Origin of the sequence: Actinoplanes sp. NPDC089786 (genome assembly GCF_040684855.1) — a bacterium.
Taxonomy (GTDB): Bacteria; Actinomycetota; Actinomycetes; order Mycobacteriales; family Micromonosporaceae; genus Actinoplanes.
The window spans coordinates 60843-78387 of record NZ_JBFBGU010000017.1; the positions used below are offsets into that span (position 1 = coordinate 60843).

16 protein-coding genes are annotated in these 17545 nt (G+C 72.6%); 13 read left to right on the forward strand and 3 right to left on the reverse strand.

Annotated elements, in window-relative coordinates; translation table 11 throughout:
- The first annotated feature begins 45 nt into the window (after positions 1–45).
- Together AB0O15_RS34345 and AB0O15_RS34350 are read left to right on the forward strand one after the other, a co-directional pair.
- The gene (locus AB0O15_RS34345; protein ID WP_364327462.1) at positions 46–636 is read left to right on the forward strand and encodes a glycosyltransferase; all 591 of its coding nucleotides are present in this window, start codon (positions 46–48) and stop codon (positions 634–636) included.
- Complete coding sequence (locus AB0O15_RS34350) at positions 597–1226, forward strand: nucleotide disphospho-sugar-binding domain-containing protein (RefSeq protein WP_364327465.1); 630 nt, start codon at positions 597–599, stop codon at positions 1224–1226. The genes AB0O15_RS34345 and AB0O15_RS34350 overlap by 40 nt, the downstream gene beginning before the upstream one ends.
- Here AB0O15_RS34350 and AB0O15_RS34355 read toward each other — a convergent pair.
- Positions 1198–2196, reverse strand: a complete 999-nt coding sequence (locus AB0O15_RS34355) for a suppressor of fused domain protein (protein WP_364327467.1) — start codon at positions 2194–2196, stop codon at positions 1198–1200. The genes AB0O15_RS34350 and AB0O15_RS34355 overlap by 29 nt on opposite strands.
- A 202-nt stretch (positions 2197–2398) precedes the next feature.
- Entirely contained in the window at positions 2399–2953 is a 555-nt protein-coding gene (locus AB0O15_RS34360) for a Uma2 family endonuclease (RefSeq protein WP_364327470.1), read from the reverse strand.
- Between the two features lie 91 nt (positions 2954–3044).
- Between AB0O15_RS34360 and AB0O15_RS34365 the strand changes: the two genes are divergently transcribed.
- On the forward strand, positions 3045–3944 hold the full coding sequence (locus AB0O15_RS34365) for an aminotransferase class IV (protein ID WP_364327473.1): 900 nt from the start codon (positions 3045–3047) through the stop codon (positions 3942–3944).
- Here AB0O15_RS34365 and AB0O15_RS34370 read toward each other — a convergent pair.
- Positions 3941–4627, reverse strand: a complete 687-nt coding sequence (locus AB0O15_RS34370; RefSeq protein WP_364327831.1) for an HAD family hydrolase — start codon at positions 4625–4627, stop codon at positions 3941–3943. The genes AB0O15_RS34365 and AB0O15_RS34370 overlap by 4 nt on opposite strands.
- 276 nt (positions 4628–4903) lie before the next feature.
- On the opposite strand from AB0O15_RS34370, the gene AB0O15_RS34375 reads away from it, so the two are divergent.
- From AB0O15_RS34375 to AB0O15_RS34420, 10 genes are all read left to right on the forward strand, one after another.
- On the forward strand, positions 4904–6226 hold the full coding sequence (locus AB0O15_RS34375; protein WP_364327476.1) for a mannitol dehydrogenase family protein: 1323 nt from the start codon (positions 4904–4906) through the stop codon (positions 6224–6226).
- Between the two features lie 277 nt (positions 6227–6503).
- Positions 6504–7295 (forward strand): isocitrate lyase/phosphoenolpyruvate mutase family protein, encoded by a 792-nt coding sequence (locus tag AB0O15_RS34380; RefSeq protein WP_364327479.1) that lies wholly within the window; start codon positions 6504–6506, stop codon positions 7293–7295.
- A 30-nt stretch (positions 7296–7325) separates the two neighbouring features.
- Complete coding sequence (locus tag AB0O15_RS34385) at positions 7326–8873, forward strand: long-chain fatty acid--CoA ligase (protein ID WP_364327482.1); 1548 nt, start codon at positions 7326–7328, stop codon at positions 8871–8873.
- Between the two features lie 94 nt (positions 8874–8967).
- The gene (locus AB0O15_RS34390) at positions 8968–10269 is read left to right on the forward strand and encodes a hypothetical protein (RefSeq protein WP_364327485.1); all 1302 of its coding nucleotides are present in this window, start codon (positions 8968–8970) and stop codon (positions 10267–10269) included.
- The gene (locus AB0O15_RS34395) at positions 10266–11219 is read left to right on the forward strand and encodes a glutamate ABC transporter substrate-binding protein (RefSeq protein WP_364327488.1); all 954 of its coding nucleotides are present in this window, start codon (positions 10266–10268) and stop codon (positions 11217–11219) included. The genes AB0O15_RS34390 and AB0O15_RS34395 overlap by 4 nt, the downstream gene beginning before the upstream one ends.
- Positions 11165–12355, forward strand: a complete 1191-nt coding sequence (locus AB0O15_RS34400) for a hypothetical protein (RefSeq protein WP_364327491.1) — start codon at positions 11165–11167, stop codon at positions 12353–12355. Before AB0O15_RS34395 ends, AB0O15_RS34400 begins: the two co-directional genes overlap by 55 nt.
- A 29-nt stretch (positions 12356–12384) precedes the next feature.
- Positions 12385–14658 carry a tetratricopeptide repeat protein gene (locus AB0O15_RS34405; RefSeq protein WP_364327494.1) on the forward strand — a complete coding sequence of 758 codons (2274 nt, stop codon included), beginning with the start codon at positions 12385–12387 and terminating at the stop codon, positions 14656–14658.
- Positions 14655–15560: a protein phosphatase 2C domain-containing protein gene (locus AB0O15_RS34410; RefSeq protein ID WP_364327497.1), complete on the forward strand. Its 906-nt coding sequence runs from the start codon at positions 14655–14657 to the stop codon at positions 15558–15560. The genes AB0O15_RS34405 and AB0O15_RS34410 overlap by 4 nt, the downstream gene beginning before the upstream one ends.
- On the forward strand, positions 15544–16812 hold the full coding sequence (locus AB0O15_RS34415; protein WP_364327500.1) for a VWA domain-containing protein: 1269 nt from the start codon (positions 15544–15546) through the stop codon (positions 16810–16812). The genes AB0O15_RS34410 and AB0O15_RS34415 overlap by 17 nt, the downstream gene beginning before the upstream one ends.
- Entirely contained in the window at positions 16809–17435 is a 627-nt protein-coding gene (locus AB0O15_RS34420) for an FHA domain-containing protein (RefSeq protein ID WP_364327503.1), read from the forward strand. Before AB0O15_RS34415 ends, AB0O15_RS34420 begins: the two co-directional genes overlap by 4 nt.
- Positions 17436–17545 lie beyond the last annotated feature (110 nt).

The following is a 17545-nucleotide window of genomic DNA, read 5'->3' on the forward strand; positions in this document are numbered from 1 at the left end:
AGTTCGAGAACGATGTTCGCAAACTCGGAGGAGGAGGGTGTCGCGATGCGGGTTCTGCTGATCACGCCGGGGACGCGGGGCGACGTGGCGCCGGCGGCGGGGCTGGGCGCGCGGCTGCGCGAGGCCGGGCATGAGGTGGCGATCGCGGCGAACCCTCCGTACCGGAACGTGGTCGAAGCCTCGGGTTGCACCTGGCGTGAGCTGCCCGGCGACCTCGCGCCGCTGCTCGCCGGCGAAGGGAGCGGGTCCTCATTCCGGCAGCTCACCGCCTACATGGACCTCGCCGCCGAGGGCGCCCTCACCGCCGCCGCCGAGGGCGTCGACGCGATCCTGGTCAACGCGGTGGCGCCGTTCGGCCACGACATCGCCGACCGCCTGGGCGTGCCGAGCGCGGGCGCCTTCCTGCAGCCGATGCATCCGAGCGCGGCCTACCCGCCGATGCTCCTCGGCCTGCCCCGAAGCCTCGGCCCCCGGGGAAACCGCCTGGCCGGGCTGGCCCTGGCCGCCGCCCCGGCGCCCCGGCGCCCCATGACAAGGCCCGCCGCCGCATCGGCCGCTCCCGGCGCAAGCCGCACGTCTTCCACGGTTTCAGCGAGGTGGTGGTCCCGCGCCCGCACGACTGGCCGGCCCGGCTGAGCATCACCGGCTATTGGTGGCCCGCAATGCCCGCCGGCTGGCAGCCGCCGGCCGACCTGCTGGAGTTCCTCGACGCCGGCCCGCCCCCGGTGTTCCTGGGTTTCGGCAGCAACGGCGCCACCGATCAGGCCCTCATCATCGAAGCCGCCCGCCTGGCCGGCGTGCGAGCGGTGGTCCAGAGCGCTCGCCCGAGCGGGTCCGGCACCCGAACACGGATCGAGGTCGGCGAGGTCCCGCACGAGTGGCTGTTCCCCCGGATGGCCGCGGTGGTCCACCACGGCGGCGCGGGCACCACGGCGGCGGGATTGCGGGCGGGCGTCCCGACCGTGGCGGTCCCCCGCTACACCGACCAGCCGTTCTGGGCGCGACGCGTCCACGCGCTGGGCGCCGGCCCGGCGCCCGTGCCCCACCGCCTGCTGGCCAACCCGCCCCGAGGCGGCACGTCACCGGCGGAGACACTGGCCGCCGCGATCCGGGCGGCCGTCACCGAACCGCGCTACCGGCAGAACGCGCGCGCCATGGCCCGACGACTGTCCACCGAGGACGGCGCCGCGCCGATCGTCAACTGGCTCGAGCAGCCTCGGGCGTGACCTCCACGATCAGCCCGTCCGGCAACACGTGCGTCCCCGGCCTCAACGCCCCCGGCAACGCGCCCACCAGGCCCGGCGGCAGGTCCAGCTCGAGCGCCGCACCATCGGACCGGGCCGCGTAGGTCTCCGCCGGATGGAGCACAGCCGTAGCCCCGTTGGCCGTCAGGGTCAGACTCCGCCCGTGCGGCAGCCGATCGCGGACGGCATCGGCCACGGACGGCGCCGTCACGTCGCTGAAGCGCAACCGGACCCGGTCGGCCTCGGTGCTCCAGGCGAACCCGGCGACCATCAGCATGCCGGTCGACGAGCCGTCCCGGGCGCGCCCCGCCTCGATCGCCGCGCGGGCCGCCGGGTCGTCGGTGAGCGACGGCCGGTCGAGGTCGGTGACGAGCAGCGGCTGCCGCGCGGCGAGCAGTCCCAGCACACCGGCGGTGTCCCAGTGGCGCGCGGCCGCGTACTCATCGGAGGTCAACCCCACCACCTGCAGGAACTGAAGCCTGCCGTGCGGGGTGTCGATGGCGCCGAGCTCGGGGTCCTCGACGAAGGCCAGCGCGGTCATGGCGGTCGGATGGTCCTGCCGGATCGGCCCGTTGGCGTTCATGTGGTGGCCGGCCTCGAACCAGTTGCCGCTGCTGAACACATAGCGGGCCAGGTTCTGCAGCAGACCGGCGGCCCACAGGGGCGGATCCGTCTCGTCCGGCCGGCGCGCCACCCGGAACGTGAGCTCGAAGCCCCACCCCGACCGGTCCGCCTCCGACGACTCCTTGGCGTAGAGCTCACTCAGCCCGTACCCGACGATGTGCCAGTGCGGCACCGGCTCGACCCGCTGGTAGAAGCTGATGCCGTCAAGCGGGTCGGGCCCACCCAGCGCGAACTTGATGATCGTCCCGTAGTGCTGCGGCTCCACCCCCGGATAGAACTCCGCCAGCCGCCCGTCAATCGCGTCCCACCCGGGAGTCTCCGCATCCACCGGGCGATCATTCCACCCGCCCCGCCGCAAATCTGCCCCGCCAGAAGACCTTGCGAATGCCGTGAACCACCTGCGCGTGGTGGTGGTGGTGAGTCCGTCACCGGGAAGGGCCACCGCACCATCCTGGCCGCCATGCCCTCGGACCGGAGGGTCACGTGCTACCCGGACCTGCCGACAACCAAGGACGCGCAGTACACCTGGGTCAGCCGAGCCCGTGCTCGCCCGGCTGGGAGTTGAGCAGCCACGCAAGCGGCATCGAGGCCTGGACGGTGTAGTGGTCACCGTCCAGGCGGTGCATGGTGACGGTCTGCGCCTGGTCCTGGTCGATCACCCAGTACTGCGGGATGCCGGCCGCGGCGTACTCCACGCGCTTGGTCACCAGGTCGGTGCCTTCCGACCCGGGCGACAGGATCTCGACGACCAGCCACACGTCCGTCACCGGCAGCCAGACCGCCTCAGCCTGAACCTTGCTCCACACCACCAGGTCGGGAATGCGCCCGCCGACACCGCCGTGCCGGCCCAGAATCCGCAATCCGACCGCCTGAGCGACCTGCTTCGCCGGCACCCCGCCCGCCAACAGCCAGCCCATGAGCTCCGTGGCGATGATGGCGTGCGCATAGCCGGGAGGCGGCATTACCGAGAGGACTCCTTCGGGACTTATTTCGTACCGGTGGTGTTCGTCCGCCGCCATCATCGCGGTGAGGTCATCAAGCGTGACCTCCGCGGGCATGTACCTGCCGACAGCTTCCGAGCTCATGACCCATAGCCTACCGGCCACCGCGGCCGGCCCGGGCCGGCTGTGGACAAGGCCGCATCGGCGTCCGCAACGGCCTGACAGAATGACGATCATGCTTCAGCGGTACGACGAGCGGAACGCCGGACTGCGGTACTGGGTCAACGGGGTGCTGCGGCACCGGGATGAGCCGGGCCTCTCGCCCTTCGACTCGGTGGTGCAGGGCGGCGACGCCGTGTGGGAGGGGCTGCGGCTCTACCGGGGCAAGGTCTTCGGGCTGTACGAGCATCTGGCCCGGCTGCGGCGGTCGGCCAAGGCGCTCGGGTTCACCGACATCCCGGCCGACGCCGACATCGTGGCCGCCCTGGCCGAGACCCTTGGGGCCAACGACATGACCGACGGCGTGCATGTGCGGCTCACGCTCACCCGCGGCGTCAAGGTGACCAGCGGCATGGATCCGCGGCTGAACGAGGCCGGCGGCACGCTGATCGTGCTGGCCGAGTTCAAGGCGCCGGTGTACGACACGGGCGGCCTGCGCCTGGTCACGGCCAGTGTCCGGCGCCCGGGCCCGGATGTGCTCGACCCCAGGATCCACCACAACAACCTGATCAATTCGATCCTGGCCAAGATCGAGGCGAACGTGGCGGGGGCGGACGACGCGCTGATGCTCGACGGGCGGGGTTTCGTGGCCGAGACGAACGCCACGCACCTGTTCGCCGTGGCCGGCGGCGCGCTGCTCACCCCGTACGCGATGGCCTGCCCGGAGGGCATCACCCGGCAGACGGTGCTCGACCTGGCGGCGCACCACGAGATCCCGGCCGTGGTGCGCGACCTGTCGCTGACCGAGATGTACACGGCCGACGAGGTCTTCTGCACCGGCACCATGGGTGAGATCGCCGCGGTCACCGAGATCGACGGGCGCCGGATCGGCGACGGCGCCGTAGGCCCGCTGACGTCCAGGATCGCCGCGATCTACCGGGCCCACGCGACCGAGAACGGCGTGCCGGTGATCTAGAGGCGGTGCGCGGCCAGTTCCTCGTAGTAGGGCATGGCCTCGGCGACCAGCGACCGCAGGCGTGCGGGCACGTCGGCCGGGCGCGGGTCGTACGGCGCGAACCCGGTCGACGACTCGACGGACGAGTACCAGTGCGGCGCCCACACCCCGTCGGTGTCGCGCCGGCCGGGCGGCCAGGACAGCATCGCCTCGGTCCAGGGGATGCCGAGGGCCGCGCAGAGCCGCCCGAGCACCCCGGCCGGGTCGCGCAGCAGGTCGGCCGCGTCGATCACCGGTCCGCCGTACGCGCGATAGATCTCGGCCTGCTGGGCATAGCCCAGATCGGCCAGGTCGGGGGTGCCGCGGACCTTCGCGTAGGAGGCCACGACATGCGCCGGGTCGCGGATCAGGAACGCGTTGGACAGCCGGCCGATCCAGTCGCGGCCCACCTCGGGCAGCAGGTGGTGGGTCATGTGCTTCTGGTAGTGCACGGTCACGCCGGCCGGCAGCGGGCCGGTCAGCGACGCGGCCACGTCGGCCCACGCCCGCGGTTGGCCGGCCAGCACGTCGGCCCGGCCCGGGTGGTCGAGGCCGGTGGCCGACAGGTAGTACGCGTACAGCGGCTCGTCCACGACCAGCGTGTCCGGCCGCGCCCCGAAGCTGCGCATCAGGGCCGTGGACACGTTGCGCGGGCCCGACCACATGGCCACCCGGGTCACGTGGCGGCCGGCGCGACGATCGAGAACGTCATGGGCGCAACTTATCGCGTTCGAAACAACTCCGGCGCAGACTGTGCGGTAGGCCTGACCCCTGCGCCCCCGCCCGGCGCGATGTTGCGGGCGGACCTGTCCGGTTGCCGCCGCTCGATCCGCCCGCAACTCAAGACCGCCTCCCGATCGACGGCCTTTTCGTCGCATGCCGGCCACGAGCAAGACCGCGGGCCTCCCTGCCGACGGTCGATTTCCGGCAGGATGGGGATCATGCCCGCCGAACGCCTCGCCCGCGACATCCGGCCGCCGGTCCGCATCGCCCACCTCGGATTAGGCAACTTCTTCCGCGCCCACCAGGCCTGGTACACGGCAACCGCGCCCGACGCCGCCCGCTGGGGCATCGCTGCCTTCACCGGCCGGTCCCGCCCCTTGGCGACGGCCCTGACCGGCCAGGGCGGGCTCTACACCCTGATCGTCCGCGGCCCCGACGCCGACCGGCTCGAGGTGATCGGTTCGGTGGCCGAGGCCCATCCCGGCGACGACATCGCGAGCTGGCGAACCGTCCTGACCCGCCGTGAGCTGTCCGTGGTGACGCTGACCGTGACCGAGGCCGCCTACCGCCGGGGCCGTGGCGGCGGCCTGGACGACACCGATCCCGACGTACGCGCCGACCTGGCCGCCTTCCGCGCCGGCGCCCCGATGGTCACGGTTCCCGGCCGCCTGGTCGCCGGCCTGAACGCCCGCCGCCTGGCCTACGGCGGCCCGATCGCCGTGGTCTGCTGCGACAACCTGCCCGGCAACGGCGCCGCCACGGCCCGGGTGGTCCTCGACTTCGCCAGCGCCGCCGAGCCCGCCCTGCTCCCGTGGATCCGCGACAACGTCTCGTTCGTGACGACGATGGTCGACCGCATCACCCCGCGCACCACCCCCGAGGACGTCGCGTCGGTGGCCGCCGCCGGCCGGCCGGACGAGGTCCCGGTGGTGACCGAGCCGTTCACCGAGTGGCTCCTGGAGGGCGAGTTCCCCCGCGGCCGCCCCGCCTGGGATGCCGCCGGCGCCCGTTTCGTGTCCGACGTGACCCCGCACGAGCTGCGCAAGCTCCTGCTCCTGAACGGCGGCCACTCGCTGCTGGCCTACGCCGGCAGCGCCCGAGGCCTGACCACGATCGCCGACGCCGTGACCGATCCGACCTGCCGGGCCTGGCTGGACGAGTGGTGGGACGAGGCCGTCCGCCACGTCCCCCTCCCGGCGGCCGAACTGACCGACTACCGGGCCGCGCTCCTGGAGCGTTTCGCCAACCCGCGCATCCGTCACACGCTGGCCCAGATCGCCGCCGACGGCTCCCAGAAGATCCCGATCCGCGTCCTGCCGGTCCTGCGCGGCGAACGTGCCGCCGGCCGTCCCGCGACGGGCGCCATCCGAGCCCTGGCCGCCTGGATCACCCACCTGCGCGGCCAGGGCGCCCCGATCACGGACGACGGCGCCCAGCCCTATGTGGACCGTGCCGCTTCCCCCCGCGATGTCCTCACGCTGCTCGCCCCCGACCTCGCCGCAGACCGCGACCTGACCGCGAAACTCGACGAACTGACCTGAGAAAGATCAAGATGTCGTGGCGAGGCGGGTGGTGCTGACCGCAGCTCCCGCCGAGGGTCGGCTCGCCTCCGGCGACGCCTCCACGCCCATGCCCACTCACCCTTCTGCGCGAACCCACAGCCTCCCGCCACGCTCAAAGCCCCGCACAACACAGAGCAAGACCCCGGGTGCCATCCCCGCGACCGTGCTTGCTCGGGGGCGAATCACATCGCAGAACGTGCATCGACGGGTCGGACGGGCGAGTGACGGGAGGCGGCGGGCTACGTAAGCTCAGCCGATGATCAGTGATGCCCGGGCCACGTTCCGTGAGCTGCACCGCAGCGGGACGTTTGTGCTCCCCAACCCGTTCGACGCCGGGTCGGCCCGGCTGCTGCAGAGTCTCGGGGCCAAGGCGCTGGCCACCACCAGTTCGGGCTTCGCCGCGACGCTCGGCCGTGAGGACCAGAGCGTGACCGCCGACGAGCTGATCGCCCACGTCCGAGCGCTCACCCACGCGGTCACCGTGCCGGTCGCGGTGGACGCCGAGCGGGGCTACGCCGACGACCCCCAGGGTGTGGCCGCCGTGGTCGAGGCGCTGGCCGAGGCCGGCGCCAGCGGGATCTCCATCGAGGACTACGACCCGACGGCCGACGCCATCGAGCCGGTGGCGCGGGCGGCGGAACGGATCGCCGCGGCGGCCGAGGTGTGTGCCCGGCACGGGATGGTGCTCACCGGGCGCTCGGAGAACCACCTGTACGGCGTCGCCGATCTGGACGACACGATCGCGCGGTTGCGGACCTACGCCGAGGCGGGGGCGACCTGCGTCTACGCGCCGGGCCTGACGAACCTGGACGACATCCGCCGGCTGACCAGCGCCATGGACGTACCCGTGAATGTCCTGGCGCTGCACGACGGCCCCAGCGTGCCGGAGCTGGCCGGTGCGGGGGTCCGGCGGGTGTCGACCGGCGGGAGCCTGACCTGGGCGGCCTACGGCGGGCTGGTCGCGGCGGCCACCGAGCTGCTGGAGCGGGGAACCTTGAAGCCGCGGGAGAGCAGCCCTTTCCCAGGAACGGATGACATGCTGAAGTGAGACGGTCGTCACAGCTCGGGAGGGAACCCCATGCTCAACCTGTCGATCCTGCTCGAGGACTCCGCCCGGACGTTCGGTGGCCGGGACGCCGTCGTGCTCGGCGCGACCCGGCTGACCTACGCCCAGGTCGACGCGGCCGCCAAGCAGGTGGCGGGCCTGCTGGTCAGCCGGGGTATCCAGCCGGGCGACAAGGTGGCCCTGTCCTGCCCGAACCTGCCGTTCTTCCCGGTCGTCTACTACGGCATCCTCAAGGCCGGCGCGGTCGTCGTCCCGCTGAACGTGCTGCTCAAGGGGCGTGAGATCGCCTACCACCTGGCCGACTCGGACGCCAAGGCGTACTTCTGCTTCCAGGGCACGCCCGAGCTGCCGATGGGCGCCGAGGGCAAGGCCGGCTTCGACCAGACCGACGACTGCGAGCACTTCTTCCTGATCACGGCCGACCCGGGCGCCGCGTCGCCGATCGAGGGCGCCGAGACCATGGGCCAGGCGCTGCGGGGTCAGGCGCCGCTCGCCGAGACGGTGCTGAGGAACGAGTCCGACGCGGCCGTCATCCTCTACACCAGCGGCACCACGGGACAGGCCAAAGGCGCCGAATTGTCGCATTCGAACCTCGTGCTGAACGCGCTGACCTGCAACCGCCTGTTCCAGGCGTCCCCGGGCACCGACACCCATCTGGCCGTGCTGCCGCTGTTCCACTCGTTCGGCTCGACGGTGAACATGAACGCCGGTTTCGCCACCGCGTCGACCCTGGTGCTGCTGCCCCGGTTCGAGGCGGCCGCGGCGGTCAAGCTGCTGGAGCAGGAGTCGGTGACGTTCTTCGCGGGCGTACCCACCATGTATTGGGGTTTGCTCAACGCCCTGTCCGACGGCGTCGACGTGGAGCGGATCGCCCGGAACATGCGGGTCGCGGTCAGTGGCGGGTCCAGTCTGCCCGTGGAGATCATCCACCAGGTCAAGGACCGGTTCGGGCTGCAGATCCTGGAGGGGTACGGCCTGAGCGAGACGTCTCCCGTCGCGACGTTCTCGGATCCGCACTCCGAGCCCCGCCCGGGTTCCATCGGCATCCCGATCTGGGGGGTCGAGGTGAAGCTGATCGACCCGGAGTGGAACACCGTCGATGCCGCGGACGAGATCGGCGAGGTGGCCATCCGCGGGCACAACATCATGCGCGGCTACTACAACCGGCCCGAGGCGACCGCCGAGGTCATGCGGGACGGCTGGTTCCGCAGCGGCGACCTGGGCCGGCGCGACAAGGACGGCTTCTACTACATCGTCGACCGGGCCAAGGACATGATCATCCGTGGCGGCTTCAACGTCTACCCGCGGGAGATCGAGGAGGTGCTGATGACCCACGAGGCGGTGTCGCTGGCCGCGGTCATCGGGGTGCCCCACCCGAGCCACGGCGAGGAGATCAAGGCGTACGTCATCCGTGTCGCCGGCGCCACCACGACCGAGGACGAGTTGGTCGCCTGGGCCAAGGAGCAGATGGCCAGCTACAAGTACCCGAGGATCGTCCAGTTCGTGGATTCGCTTCCGATGACCGCCACCGGCAAACTTCTCAAACGGGAGCTGGACTAGCCACCTCCCGGATTCGCGGGCGCGGCGAGGCCACTGTGCTCGAATCCGGGAGGTGGCTCAGGTCTCATAACATTGCGCGCATGACGGAGGACGCGTGACCACGCTTCAGTTGGACCGGCCCGGGTTCACGCGCGTCGCCCAGTTGCGGCACACCTCCCCCGGGCGGCTCCAGCTCATGCTGTCCGCCCTGCTGGCGCTCGGTCTGCTCACCGGGCTGCTGGCCGGGGTGGCGGCAAGCTCGGCCGACTCGGGCACGGGCGACCTGGGCGGGCGGGCCCAGCCACTGCTCACCGAGGCCGAGACGATCTACTCGGCGCTGGCCGACGCCGACACCACCGCGGCGCAGGCGTTCCTGGGCGGCGGGCTCGAGCCGGCCGCGCTGACCCGGCGGTACGAGGACGACCTGACCCGGGTCACCACGGCGCTGACGTCGGCGGCCCGGCGCACCCCGGCCGGCGGCGAGTCGGCCGACACGGTGCGCGAGCTGGCCACCGGGGTGACCCGGTACGCGGCGCTGGTGGCGGCGGCCCGGGCCAACAACCGGCAGGGGTTGCCGGTCGGCTCGGCGTACCTCTCACAGGCCTCGGCCCTGAACCGCGAGGTGCTCCAGCCGCAGGCCGACCGGTTGCTCCGGATCGCCCAGCAGGAGGTCGAAGATGGGTACTCGTCGGCCCGCAGCAGCGTATGGGTGACGTTCTACGTGCTGCTGATGGCGGTGCTGTTCGCCACCCTGCTCCACGTGCAGCTGCGGCTCAGCCGCACCACGAAGCGCACCTTCAACGTCCCGCTGGTGGCCGCGACCGGCCTGCTGGTGGTGCTGGGGCTGATCTCGTCGGGTGTGCTGTTCGCCCAGCGGGCCCACCTGGACACCGCCGAGAAGGACGGCTCGACGCCGGTGACGCTGCTGTCCAAGGCCCGGATCTTCGTGCTGCGGGAGCGCGGCGACGAGGCGCTGGCGCTGACCGCGCGGGGCAGCGGCGGGGCCTACGAGGAAGACTTCGGCACCGTCTCGCAGCGGCTGACCGGGCCGTACGGGCTGCTCGAGGTGGCCGCCGGCTCGATCGGCGACGACTCCGCCGAAGAGCATGTCCGCGACGCCATGGTCGCCCACGGGAGATATCTCAACCTGCACCGCAAGGTCCGCGAGCTGGACGACAGCGGCCAGCACGACGCGGCGGTCAAGCTGGCCGTGGGCGCCGAGGCGTCGAGCGCCTTCCAGGGCATCAACGACGGCATCGGCGCGGCCATGGACGACCGGATGGCGCTGTTCACCCGCGAGGTCGGCGCGGCCGGCCGGGGCCTGGGCGCGCTGACCGTGCTCGGCCCGCTGCTCGCCCTGATGATCTGCGCGCTGTCCTGGCTGGGCCTGCGCGCCCGGCTGGAGGAATATCGATGACCCGCCGCCACACCCTGGCCGCGGTGGTCGCGGTCGCGCTGCTCGGGGTGACCGCGGGCTGCACGGCCGACCGGGACGGCGGCCGCGTCGAGCCACCCACCGCGGCTCAGCCGTCCGCTCCCCCGCAGGCCGCCCCCGAGGAGTCGTGCAACGCCCGGGCCAGCCTGCGCCCCACCGGCGCGCTGCCGGCGCCGCGGAAGATGCCCGCCGGCACGCACATGGCCGAGATCTTCAAGCGTGGCCGGCTGATCCTCGGCACCAGCCAGGACACCCTGCTGTTCAGCTCGCGCAACCCGTTCACCGGCCGGATCGAGGGCTTCGACGTCGACATGGGCCGGCAGATCGCCGAGGCCATCTTCGGCGACCCCGACAAGATCCAGATCAAGGTCATCGGGTACGACCAACGCGTGCAACTGGCCGCGAACGGCACCGTCGACCTGGTCGCCGACACCATGACCGTGAACTGCGAGCGGCTGGCCGAGGTCGACTTCTCCGCCGTCTACTACGAGGCCGGGCAGCAGGTGCTGGTCAACAAGGGTTCGACGGCCAAGGGCATCGAAGACCTCGGGGGCAAGCGGGTCTGCGCGGTCACCGGCTCGACCTCGCTGGAGAACATCGCCAAGGTCGGCTCGCGGCCGCAGCCGGTCGGGCGGGCCGGCTGGGCCGACTGCCTGGTCGCCTTCCAGCAGAACGAGGTCGACGCGATCTCCACCGACGACACGATCCTGGCCGGGCTGGCCGCGCAGGATCCGTATGCCAAGGTGGTCGGACCGAAGTTCACCTCCGAGCCGTACGCGATGGCCATCTCGAAGCAGTACCCCGAGTTCACCCGGTTCGTGAACCAGGTGCTGGCGCGCAACAAGGCCGACGGCCGATGGAAGAGGACGTACGACACGTGGCTGGGCGACTTCGGGACGGCGCCGGCGCCGCCGCGGGCCGCGTACCGATGATCACCGATCCTCGCGCCGAGCTGGCGCGTCTCGAAGCCGCCGTGGCCCGGGTGGCGGAAAACCTGGTCGAGCTGGACGACAGCGTGGCCAAACGCGACCTCGACGCCCGCGCCCTGACCGGGCGGACCGCCTCGGCGTGGGCGCAGGCCAAGGAGTCGCTGACCCGGCTCTGGGACGGCTACAAGCAGCTGACCACCGCGATCACCGAGGCGCGGGTGCTGCGCGACCAGGGCGGCCCGGCCTTCGCCCACCAGGTGCTGGGCCGGTCGATCACGCTGTCGCTGTCGGTGGTGCCGCTGGCCGAGCGCGGGCTGCTCGGTGCCGGGCAGGAGCGGCGGGCCTGCTCCCCGGGCGAGCTGCTGGCGACGATGGAGGACGCGTTCCGTACGGTCGCCGACGTGGTGACCCGGGCCGGCGACGCGTGGCAGCGCCTGCTCCCGGCCAGCGCCGACGCCGCCGCGGCGGTCGAGAACGTGCGCCGGCTGATCGGCCGTGACCAGCAGGGGCTGGCCGCGCTCGAGGAGGCCGACCGGCGGCTGCGCTACTTCACCCAGACGATGGGTTCCGACCCGCTGGGCGTGGACGAGGCCGAGCTGACCGCCATCCGGGCCCTGGTCGACCGGGCCGACGCCGAGCGCACGTCGGCCGGCGAGCTGAAGGAGATGCTGGCGCAGCGGCTGGCCGAGGCCCACAAGCTGCTGGCCGAGATCGACGCGGCGGAACGGGACGCGGCCGAGGCGGCCGCCCGGGCGACCGACCGGTTCGGGTCCGGGTTCGTCGTGGCCGTCGGCCCCGACCTGCGGCCCGACCTGATGGCGGTGGACGCGCTGGCCTCGGCCGGGCACTGGGCGCTGATCAGCCCCCGGCTGGCCGAGTGGACCCGCCGGGCGCGGGCCCGGCTGGACGAGGTCGCCACGACCGCCGACCGGGCCGGCGAGCTGTTGTCGTCACGCAACGAGCTGCGCGGGCGGTTCGAGTCGTACGAGGCCAAGGCGAAACGGCGCGGGCTCGACGGGTCGCTGGGCCCGGCGGCTGATCGAGTACGCGAGGCGCTCTACACCGCGCCGTGCGATCTGGAGACGGCGCGCGCCGCGGTGAACGCCTACCAGGACGCGTTGCGGGAGGCCGCGTCGTGAGGTGCCTCCGCAACTGTCCGGGTTCCATCATGGATGGCTACTGCGACACCTGTGGCATGGCGCCGGCCCGGGTCGAGGCCACGCCCCCGCCGCCGGTGGTGGCCATCCCGATGCCGGCCGGGCCGACCCCGCGGGTCGAGGAGCCGACGCTCGATCTGGCCGCGCCGGCCCCGGCCCCGGCGGTGGCGCCGACTGTGGCTGTGGCACATGCGCTGACGCCTGCGCCGGTCTCCACGCCGACCCGATCGGCCCGCAGCACCCGGGCGATCTCCACGCGCACCGGAACCCGCCGCCGGCGCTTCGGGGGCGGGCTCGTCGACATCGCCCCGATCACCCAGGCCGACCCGTCGACCGCGGTCATGTCGCCGGCCGAGGTGCCCGAGAACAAGCGGTACTGCGCCAAGTGCAACAAGGAGGTCGGCCGGGGGCGGAACGGGCGCTCCGGGCGTACCTCAGGATTCTGTCCCAACTGCGGTGAGGCCTTCGACTTCAACCCGAAGCTGGTCAAGGGCGACCTGGTCGGCGGGCAGTACGAGGTGGTCGGTCCGCTCGCGCACGGCGGCCTGGGCTGGATCTACCTGGCCATCGACCGGAACGTCTCGGACCGCTGGGTGGTGCTCAAGGGCCTGCTCAACGCCGGTGACGACGACGCGCTCGCGGCCGCGGTGGCCGAGCGCCGGTTCCTGGCCGAGGTCGAACACCCGAACATCGTCAAGATCTACAACTTCGTCGAGCACGACGGCGCCGGCTACATCGTCATGGAGTACGTCGGCGGCGAGTCGCTCAAGGGCATCCTCAAGGACCGGATGGCGGCCAACGGCGGGGTGCACGACCCGCTGCCGGTCGAGCAGGCGCTGGCGTACCTGCTGGAGATCATGCCCGCGTTCGGCTACCTGCACGACCGCGGCCTGATCTACTGCGACTTCAAGCCGGACAACGTGATCCAGACCGGCGACCAGGTGAAGCTGATCGACCTGGGCGGCGTGGTCCAGGAGGACGACCTCGACTCGGCGCTGTACGGCACGGTCGGCTACCAGGCGCCGGAGATCGCCACCCAGGGCCCGAGCCCGGCGTCGGACATCTTCACCATCGGCCGCACCCTGGCCGTGCTCACCACCGACTTCCGCGGCTACCAGAGCACCTACGCCACCAGCCTCCCGGCCCCCGACTCGGTCGACGTCTACCACCGGCACGAGTCGTTCTACCGGCTGCTGGTCCGGGCCACCCAGGGCGACCCGACCGCCCGGTTCGCCGACGCCGGCGAGATGAGCGAGCAGATGCTCGGGGTGCTGCGCGAGGTGCTGGCCGCCGGGGGCGACCCGCGTCCGGCCACATCCCGGCTGTTCACCGGCGAGCTGCGGACCGACCCGCGCAGCGACGCCCCGGAGTGGCGGTTCCTGCCGTCGCCGCTGGTCGACATCACCGACCCGGCGGCCGCGTTCCTCGCCTCGGTCACCGTCACCGACCCGCAGGAGGTGCTCACCCTGCTCGGGCGGGCGCCCGCGCACACCATCGAGGTCCAGCTGCGGGCCATGCGGGCGATGATCGACCTGGGCGCCTCGGCCCAGCACGACCACCCCGGGCTCGACACGTTCTCGCACGCCAAGCGGGCCCGGGACGCGCTCGGCGCGGCGTCACCCTCGGACTGGCGGGTGGCCTGGTACGACGGCGTGCTCGGGCTGGCCTCCGGCGACCTGGGCCTGGCCCGGCGCCGGTTCGACGAGGTGTTCTCGGCGCTGCCCGGCGAGCTCGCGCCCAAGCTGGCCCTGGCCCTCGCGCTCGAGCTGGCCGGCGACCACCAGGTGGCGGCCGGCTACTACGACGTGGTGAGCCGCACCGACCCGGCCTACACGACCGCCTCGGCCGGGCTGGCCCGGTGCCGGATGGCCACCGGTGATCGCAACGGTGCGGTGGAGGCATACCATCGCGTCCCCGGCACCTCGGCGGCCTACCGGAGTTCCCAGGTCGGCGCGGTGCGGGCGCTGGTCCGGCCGCACACACAGGCCACCGCGGCGGTCACCGCGCTGGCCGCGGCGGCCGAGATGATCACCAAGCTGGAGGCGGAGGCGGCGCAGGTGGCCGAACTACGGGCGGAACTGCTCGAACAGGCGCTGGTGGTGTCCGGCGCCGGCACGCCGGTGCCGGGCACGATCCTGGGCCGGGGCGACGGCATCGCGGGCGAACGCGACCTGCGGTTCGCGCTGGAGTCCGCGTACCGGGAGATGGCCCGGGCCACCCACGGCCCGGACCGGGTCCGGCTGGTTGACCTGGCCAACGCCTCGCGCCCGAGGACCCGGACATGACCACCATCGAGTGCGCCGCGTGCGACGACGAGCGCGCGGCCGGGGCCACGTTCTGCGAGGAGTGCGGGCGGCGGCTGATCACCTGCGCCCACTGCGGGGGCGGCGTCGGTGACGACGGATACTGCGAGAGCTGCGGGATGATGGCGGAACGAGAGAGCGACCACGCCGAGGACGACGCCGGGCCGCTCGGGGCGGCGGTCACCGACCGCGGCAAACGACATCACCGCAACGAGGACGCGTTCTTCTTCTCCGCCCGTGCCGCCGACGTCGATCTGGTCGTCTGCGACGGGGTGTCCGCGTCGGCACGGGCCGACGAGGCCTCCCTGCTCGCCGCTCGCACCGCCGGCGAGGCGCTCAGCTCGGCCGATCCGGCTGACGCGATCGTCGTCGCCGGCAAGGCCGTCAACGCGCTCGGCACCGATCACGACTCGCCGGCCTGCACGATCGTGGCCGCCTCGGTTCGCGGCGACACGGTCAGCTGGGCCTGGGTGGGCGACAGCCGGGCCTATTTCGTGCCCGGCGAAGGGCCGGCCGAACAGCTCACCCAGGACGACTCGTGGGCGCGGCACGCCGTCGATCTGGGCGCCGACCCGGAGAAGGCGATGCTCAGCCCGCAGGCGCACGCCATCACCGCCTGGCTGGGGGCGGACGCCCCGGCGTTGCGGCCCTCCTCCGGCTCGAGAGATTTCGACGCGCCCGGGACGCTGGTCCTGTGCAGCGACGGGCTGTGGAACTACCTCGACGACCCGGCCGGCTTCGCCGACGCGGTCCGTGGCAGCCTCGACGGAGGCCCGCTCGCGGCGGCACGGGCGCTGGTCGACTTCGCGAACGAACGTGGCGGCGCGGACAACATCACCGTCGCCCTGACACCTGTGGGAGGTCCGCGTGGCGTACACCGCTGAGGCGTTCCAGAACGAGTTCCTCCCGCTCGGCGGGACCGAGGTGAACGCGATCGTCACGGTCACGTCGACCGGCTCGGCGACCGGGCGGCGGACCACCGGGGCGACCGAGGTGATCATCGTCGACGCGTCCGGCTCGATGCAGGCCGAGGGCCGGATGGCGGCCGCGCGCCAGGCCGCCAAGGCCGCGGTGACCTGCCTCGACGACGGCGTGCACTTCGCGATCATCGCCGGGGTCAGCACCGCCCAGCAGCTCTTCCCCGCGCCCGGGCAGCTCGCGGTGTCCAGCCCGCAGAGCCGCGCCGACGCGATCCGCTCGATCGACCGGCTCCAGGCCAGCGGCGGCACCGCGATGGGCGCCTGGCTCAAGCTGGCCGCGCAGCTGTTCGCCCAGCGGCCCGGCGACATCGCGCACGCCATCCTGCTCACCGACGGCGACAACGGCGAGCACGCCGGCTACCTGGAGAAGGTGCTGGAGAGCATCGGCGGCAAGTTCCAGTGCGACTCCCGCGGCGTCGGCACCAACTGGAAGGTCGCCGAGCTGCGCAAGATCGCCGGCGCGCTGCTGGGCACGGTCGACATCGTGGCCCGGCCGACCGACCTCACCGCCGCCTTCGAGCAGATGATCACCAACGCCATGGGCAAGACCTCGGCCGACGTCCAGCTCAAGGTCTGGACCCCGGTCAACACCAAGATCCGGTACGTGAAGCAGGTCGAGCCGTCGGTCGTCGACCTGTCGGGCAAACGGGTCGAGGACGGTCCCCGGGCCGGCCGCTACCCGCTCGGCGCCTGGGGCAACGAGAGCCGCGACTACCACATCAGCGTCGAGGTGAATCCCGGCCAGGCCGGCGACGAGATGCTGGCCGCGCGGGTGTCCGTGGTCGAGGGCGACGACGTGCACGCCCAGTGCCTGATCCGGGCCGTCTGGACCAGCGACAGCGGGCTCTCCACCCGCATCAACCGGCAGGTCGCCCACTACACCGGTCAGGCCGAGCTGGCCGACGCGATCCAGGCCGGGCTGGAGGCGCGCAAGGCCGGCGACGAGCACACCGCCACCATCAAGCTGGGCCGGGCCGCGCAGCTCGCGCACGAGAGCGGCAACAGCGCCACCACCGAGCTGCTGGCCACGGTGGTCGACATCGACGACGCGGTGACCGGCACGGTCCGGCTGCGCCGCCGGGTGGACGCGGCCGACGAGATGGCCCTGGACACCCGGTCCACCAAGACGGTGCGGGTCGGACGGTCGTCCTCGTGATCTGTCCCCGCGGTCACGACTCGTCGACCGACGACTTCTGCGACGTCTGCGGCGTCCGTATGGGCGTGGCCACGGCGCCGCTGCCGGTACAGACGTTGGCGCCGCCGGCCACGCCGCCCTGCCCGAACTGCGGCGCGGCGCTGCCCGAGTCGGGCCGGTTCTGCGAGGACTGCGGCTACGACTCGAACACCGGCCGGGTGCCGGTCCTGGCCCCCGCCGCGGCCGCCGCCCAGACCGCCGGCGAGTGGCTGGTCACCATCACCGCCGACCGCGCGTGGTTCGACGCCAACTCGGTCGACGGCGTCGTCTTCCCCACCGACCACCTGACCCGCGACGTCCGCCTGCCGCCGCCCCAGGTGCGGGTCGGCCGCAAGAGCGCCTCCAAGGGCACCGACCCCGAGATCGACCTGGCCGACGACCCCGGCGTCTCCCACAGCCACGCCATCCTCACCCAGAACATGGACGGCCGCTGGCTGGTCGCCGACGTCGGCTCCACCAACGGCACCTACGTCAACGACGACTCCCTGCCCCTGGAGCCCGGCCGAGGTGTCGTTCTGGCCGACGGCGACCGCTTCCACGTCGGCGCCTGGACCTGCATCACCCTTCACGCGCCGACGGGGTGAGGTCGCTCCCGCACAGCTGACGTCCCGGGCACCCCTCTTAGTTACCAACTAGTCGGTAGCTAAGGGGCGGCGGGTGCTCTCATCGCCCTGGCCGTCGTCGCCGACGCGCT

Excerpts from the sequence above, each read along its gene's own strand:
- AB0O15_RS34345 (WP_364327462.1), top strand. The coding sequence starts at position 46 with ATGCGGGTTCTGCTGATCACGCCGGGGACGCGGGGCGACGTGGCGCCG.
- AB0O15_RS34360 (WP_364327470.1), bottom strand. The coding sequence starts at position 2,953 with ATGAGCTCGGAAGCTGTCGGCAGGTACATGCCCGCGGAGGTCACGCTT.
- AB0O15_RS34365 (WP_364327473.1), top strand. The coding sequence starts at position 3,045 with ATGCTTCAGCGGTACGACGAGCGGAACGCCGGACTGCGGTACTGGGTC.
- AB0O15_RS34370 (WP_364327831.1), bottom strand. The coding sequence starts at position 4,627 with ATGTGGTCGGGCCCGCGCAACGTGTCCACGGCCCTGATGCGCAGCTTC.
- AB0O15_RS34375 (WP_364327476.1), top strand. The coding sequence starts at position 4,904 with ATGCCCGCCGAACGCCTCGCCCGCGACATCCGGCCGCCGGTCCGCATC.
- AB0O15_RS34380 (WP_364327479.1), top strand. The coding sequence starts at position 6,504 with ATGATCAGTGATGCCCGGGCCACGTTCCGTGAGCTGCACCGCAGCGGG.
- AB0O15_RS34385 (WP_364327482.1), top strand. The coding sequence starts at position 7,326 with ATGCTCAACCTGTCGATCCTGCTCGAGGACTCCGCCCGGACGTTCGGT.
- AB0O15_RS34395 (WP_364327488.1), top strand. The coding sequence starts at position 10,266 with ATGACCCGCCGCCACACCCTGGCCGCGGTGGTCGCGGTCGCGCTGCTC.
- AB0O15_RS34405 (WP_364327494.1), top strand. The coding sequence starts at position 12,385 with ATGGATGGCTACTGCGACACCTGTGGCATGGCGCCGGCCCGGGTCGAG.
- AB0O15_RS34410 (WP_364327497.1), top strand. The coding sequence starts at position 14,655 with ATGACCACCATCGAGTGCGCCGCGTGCGACGACGAGCGCGCGGCCGGG.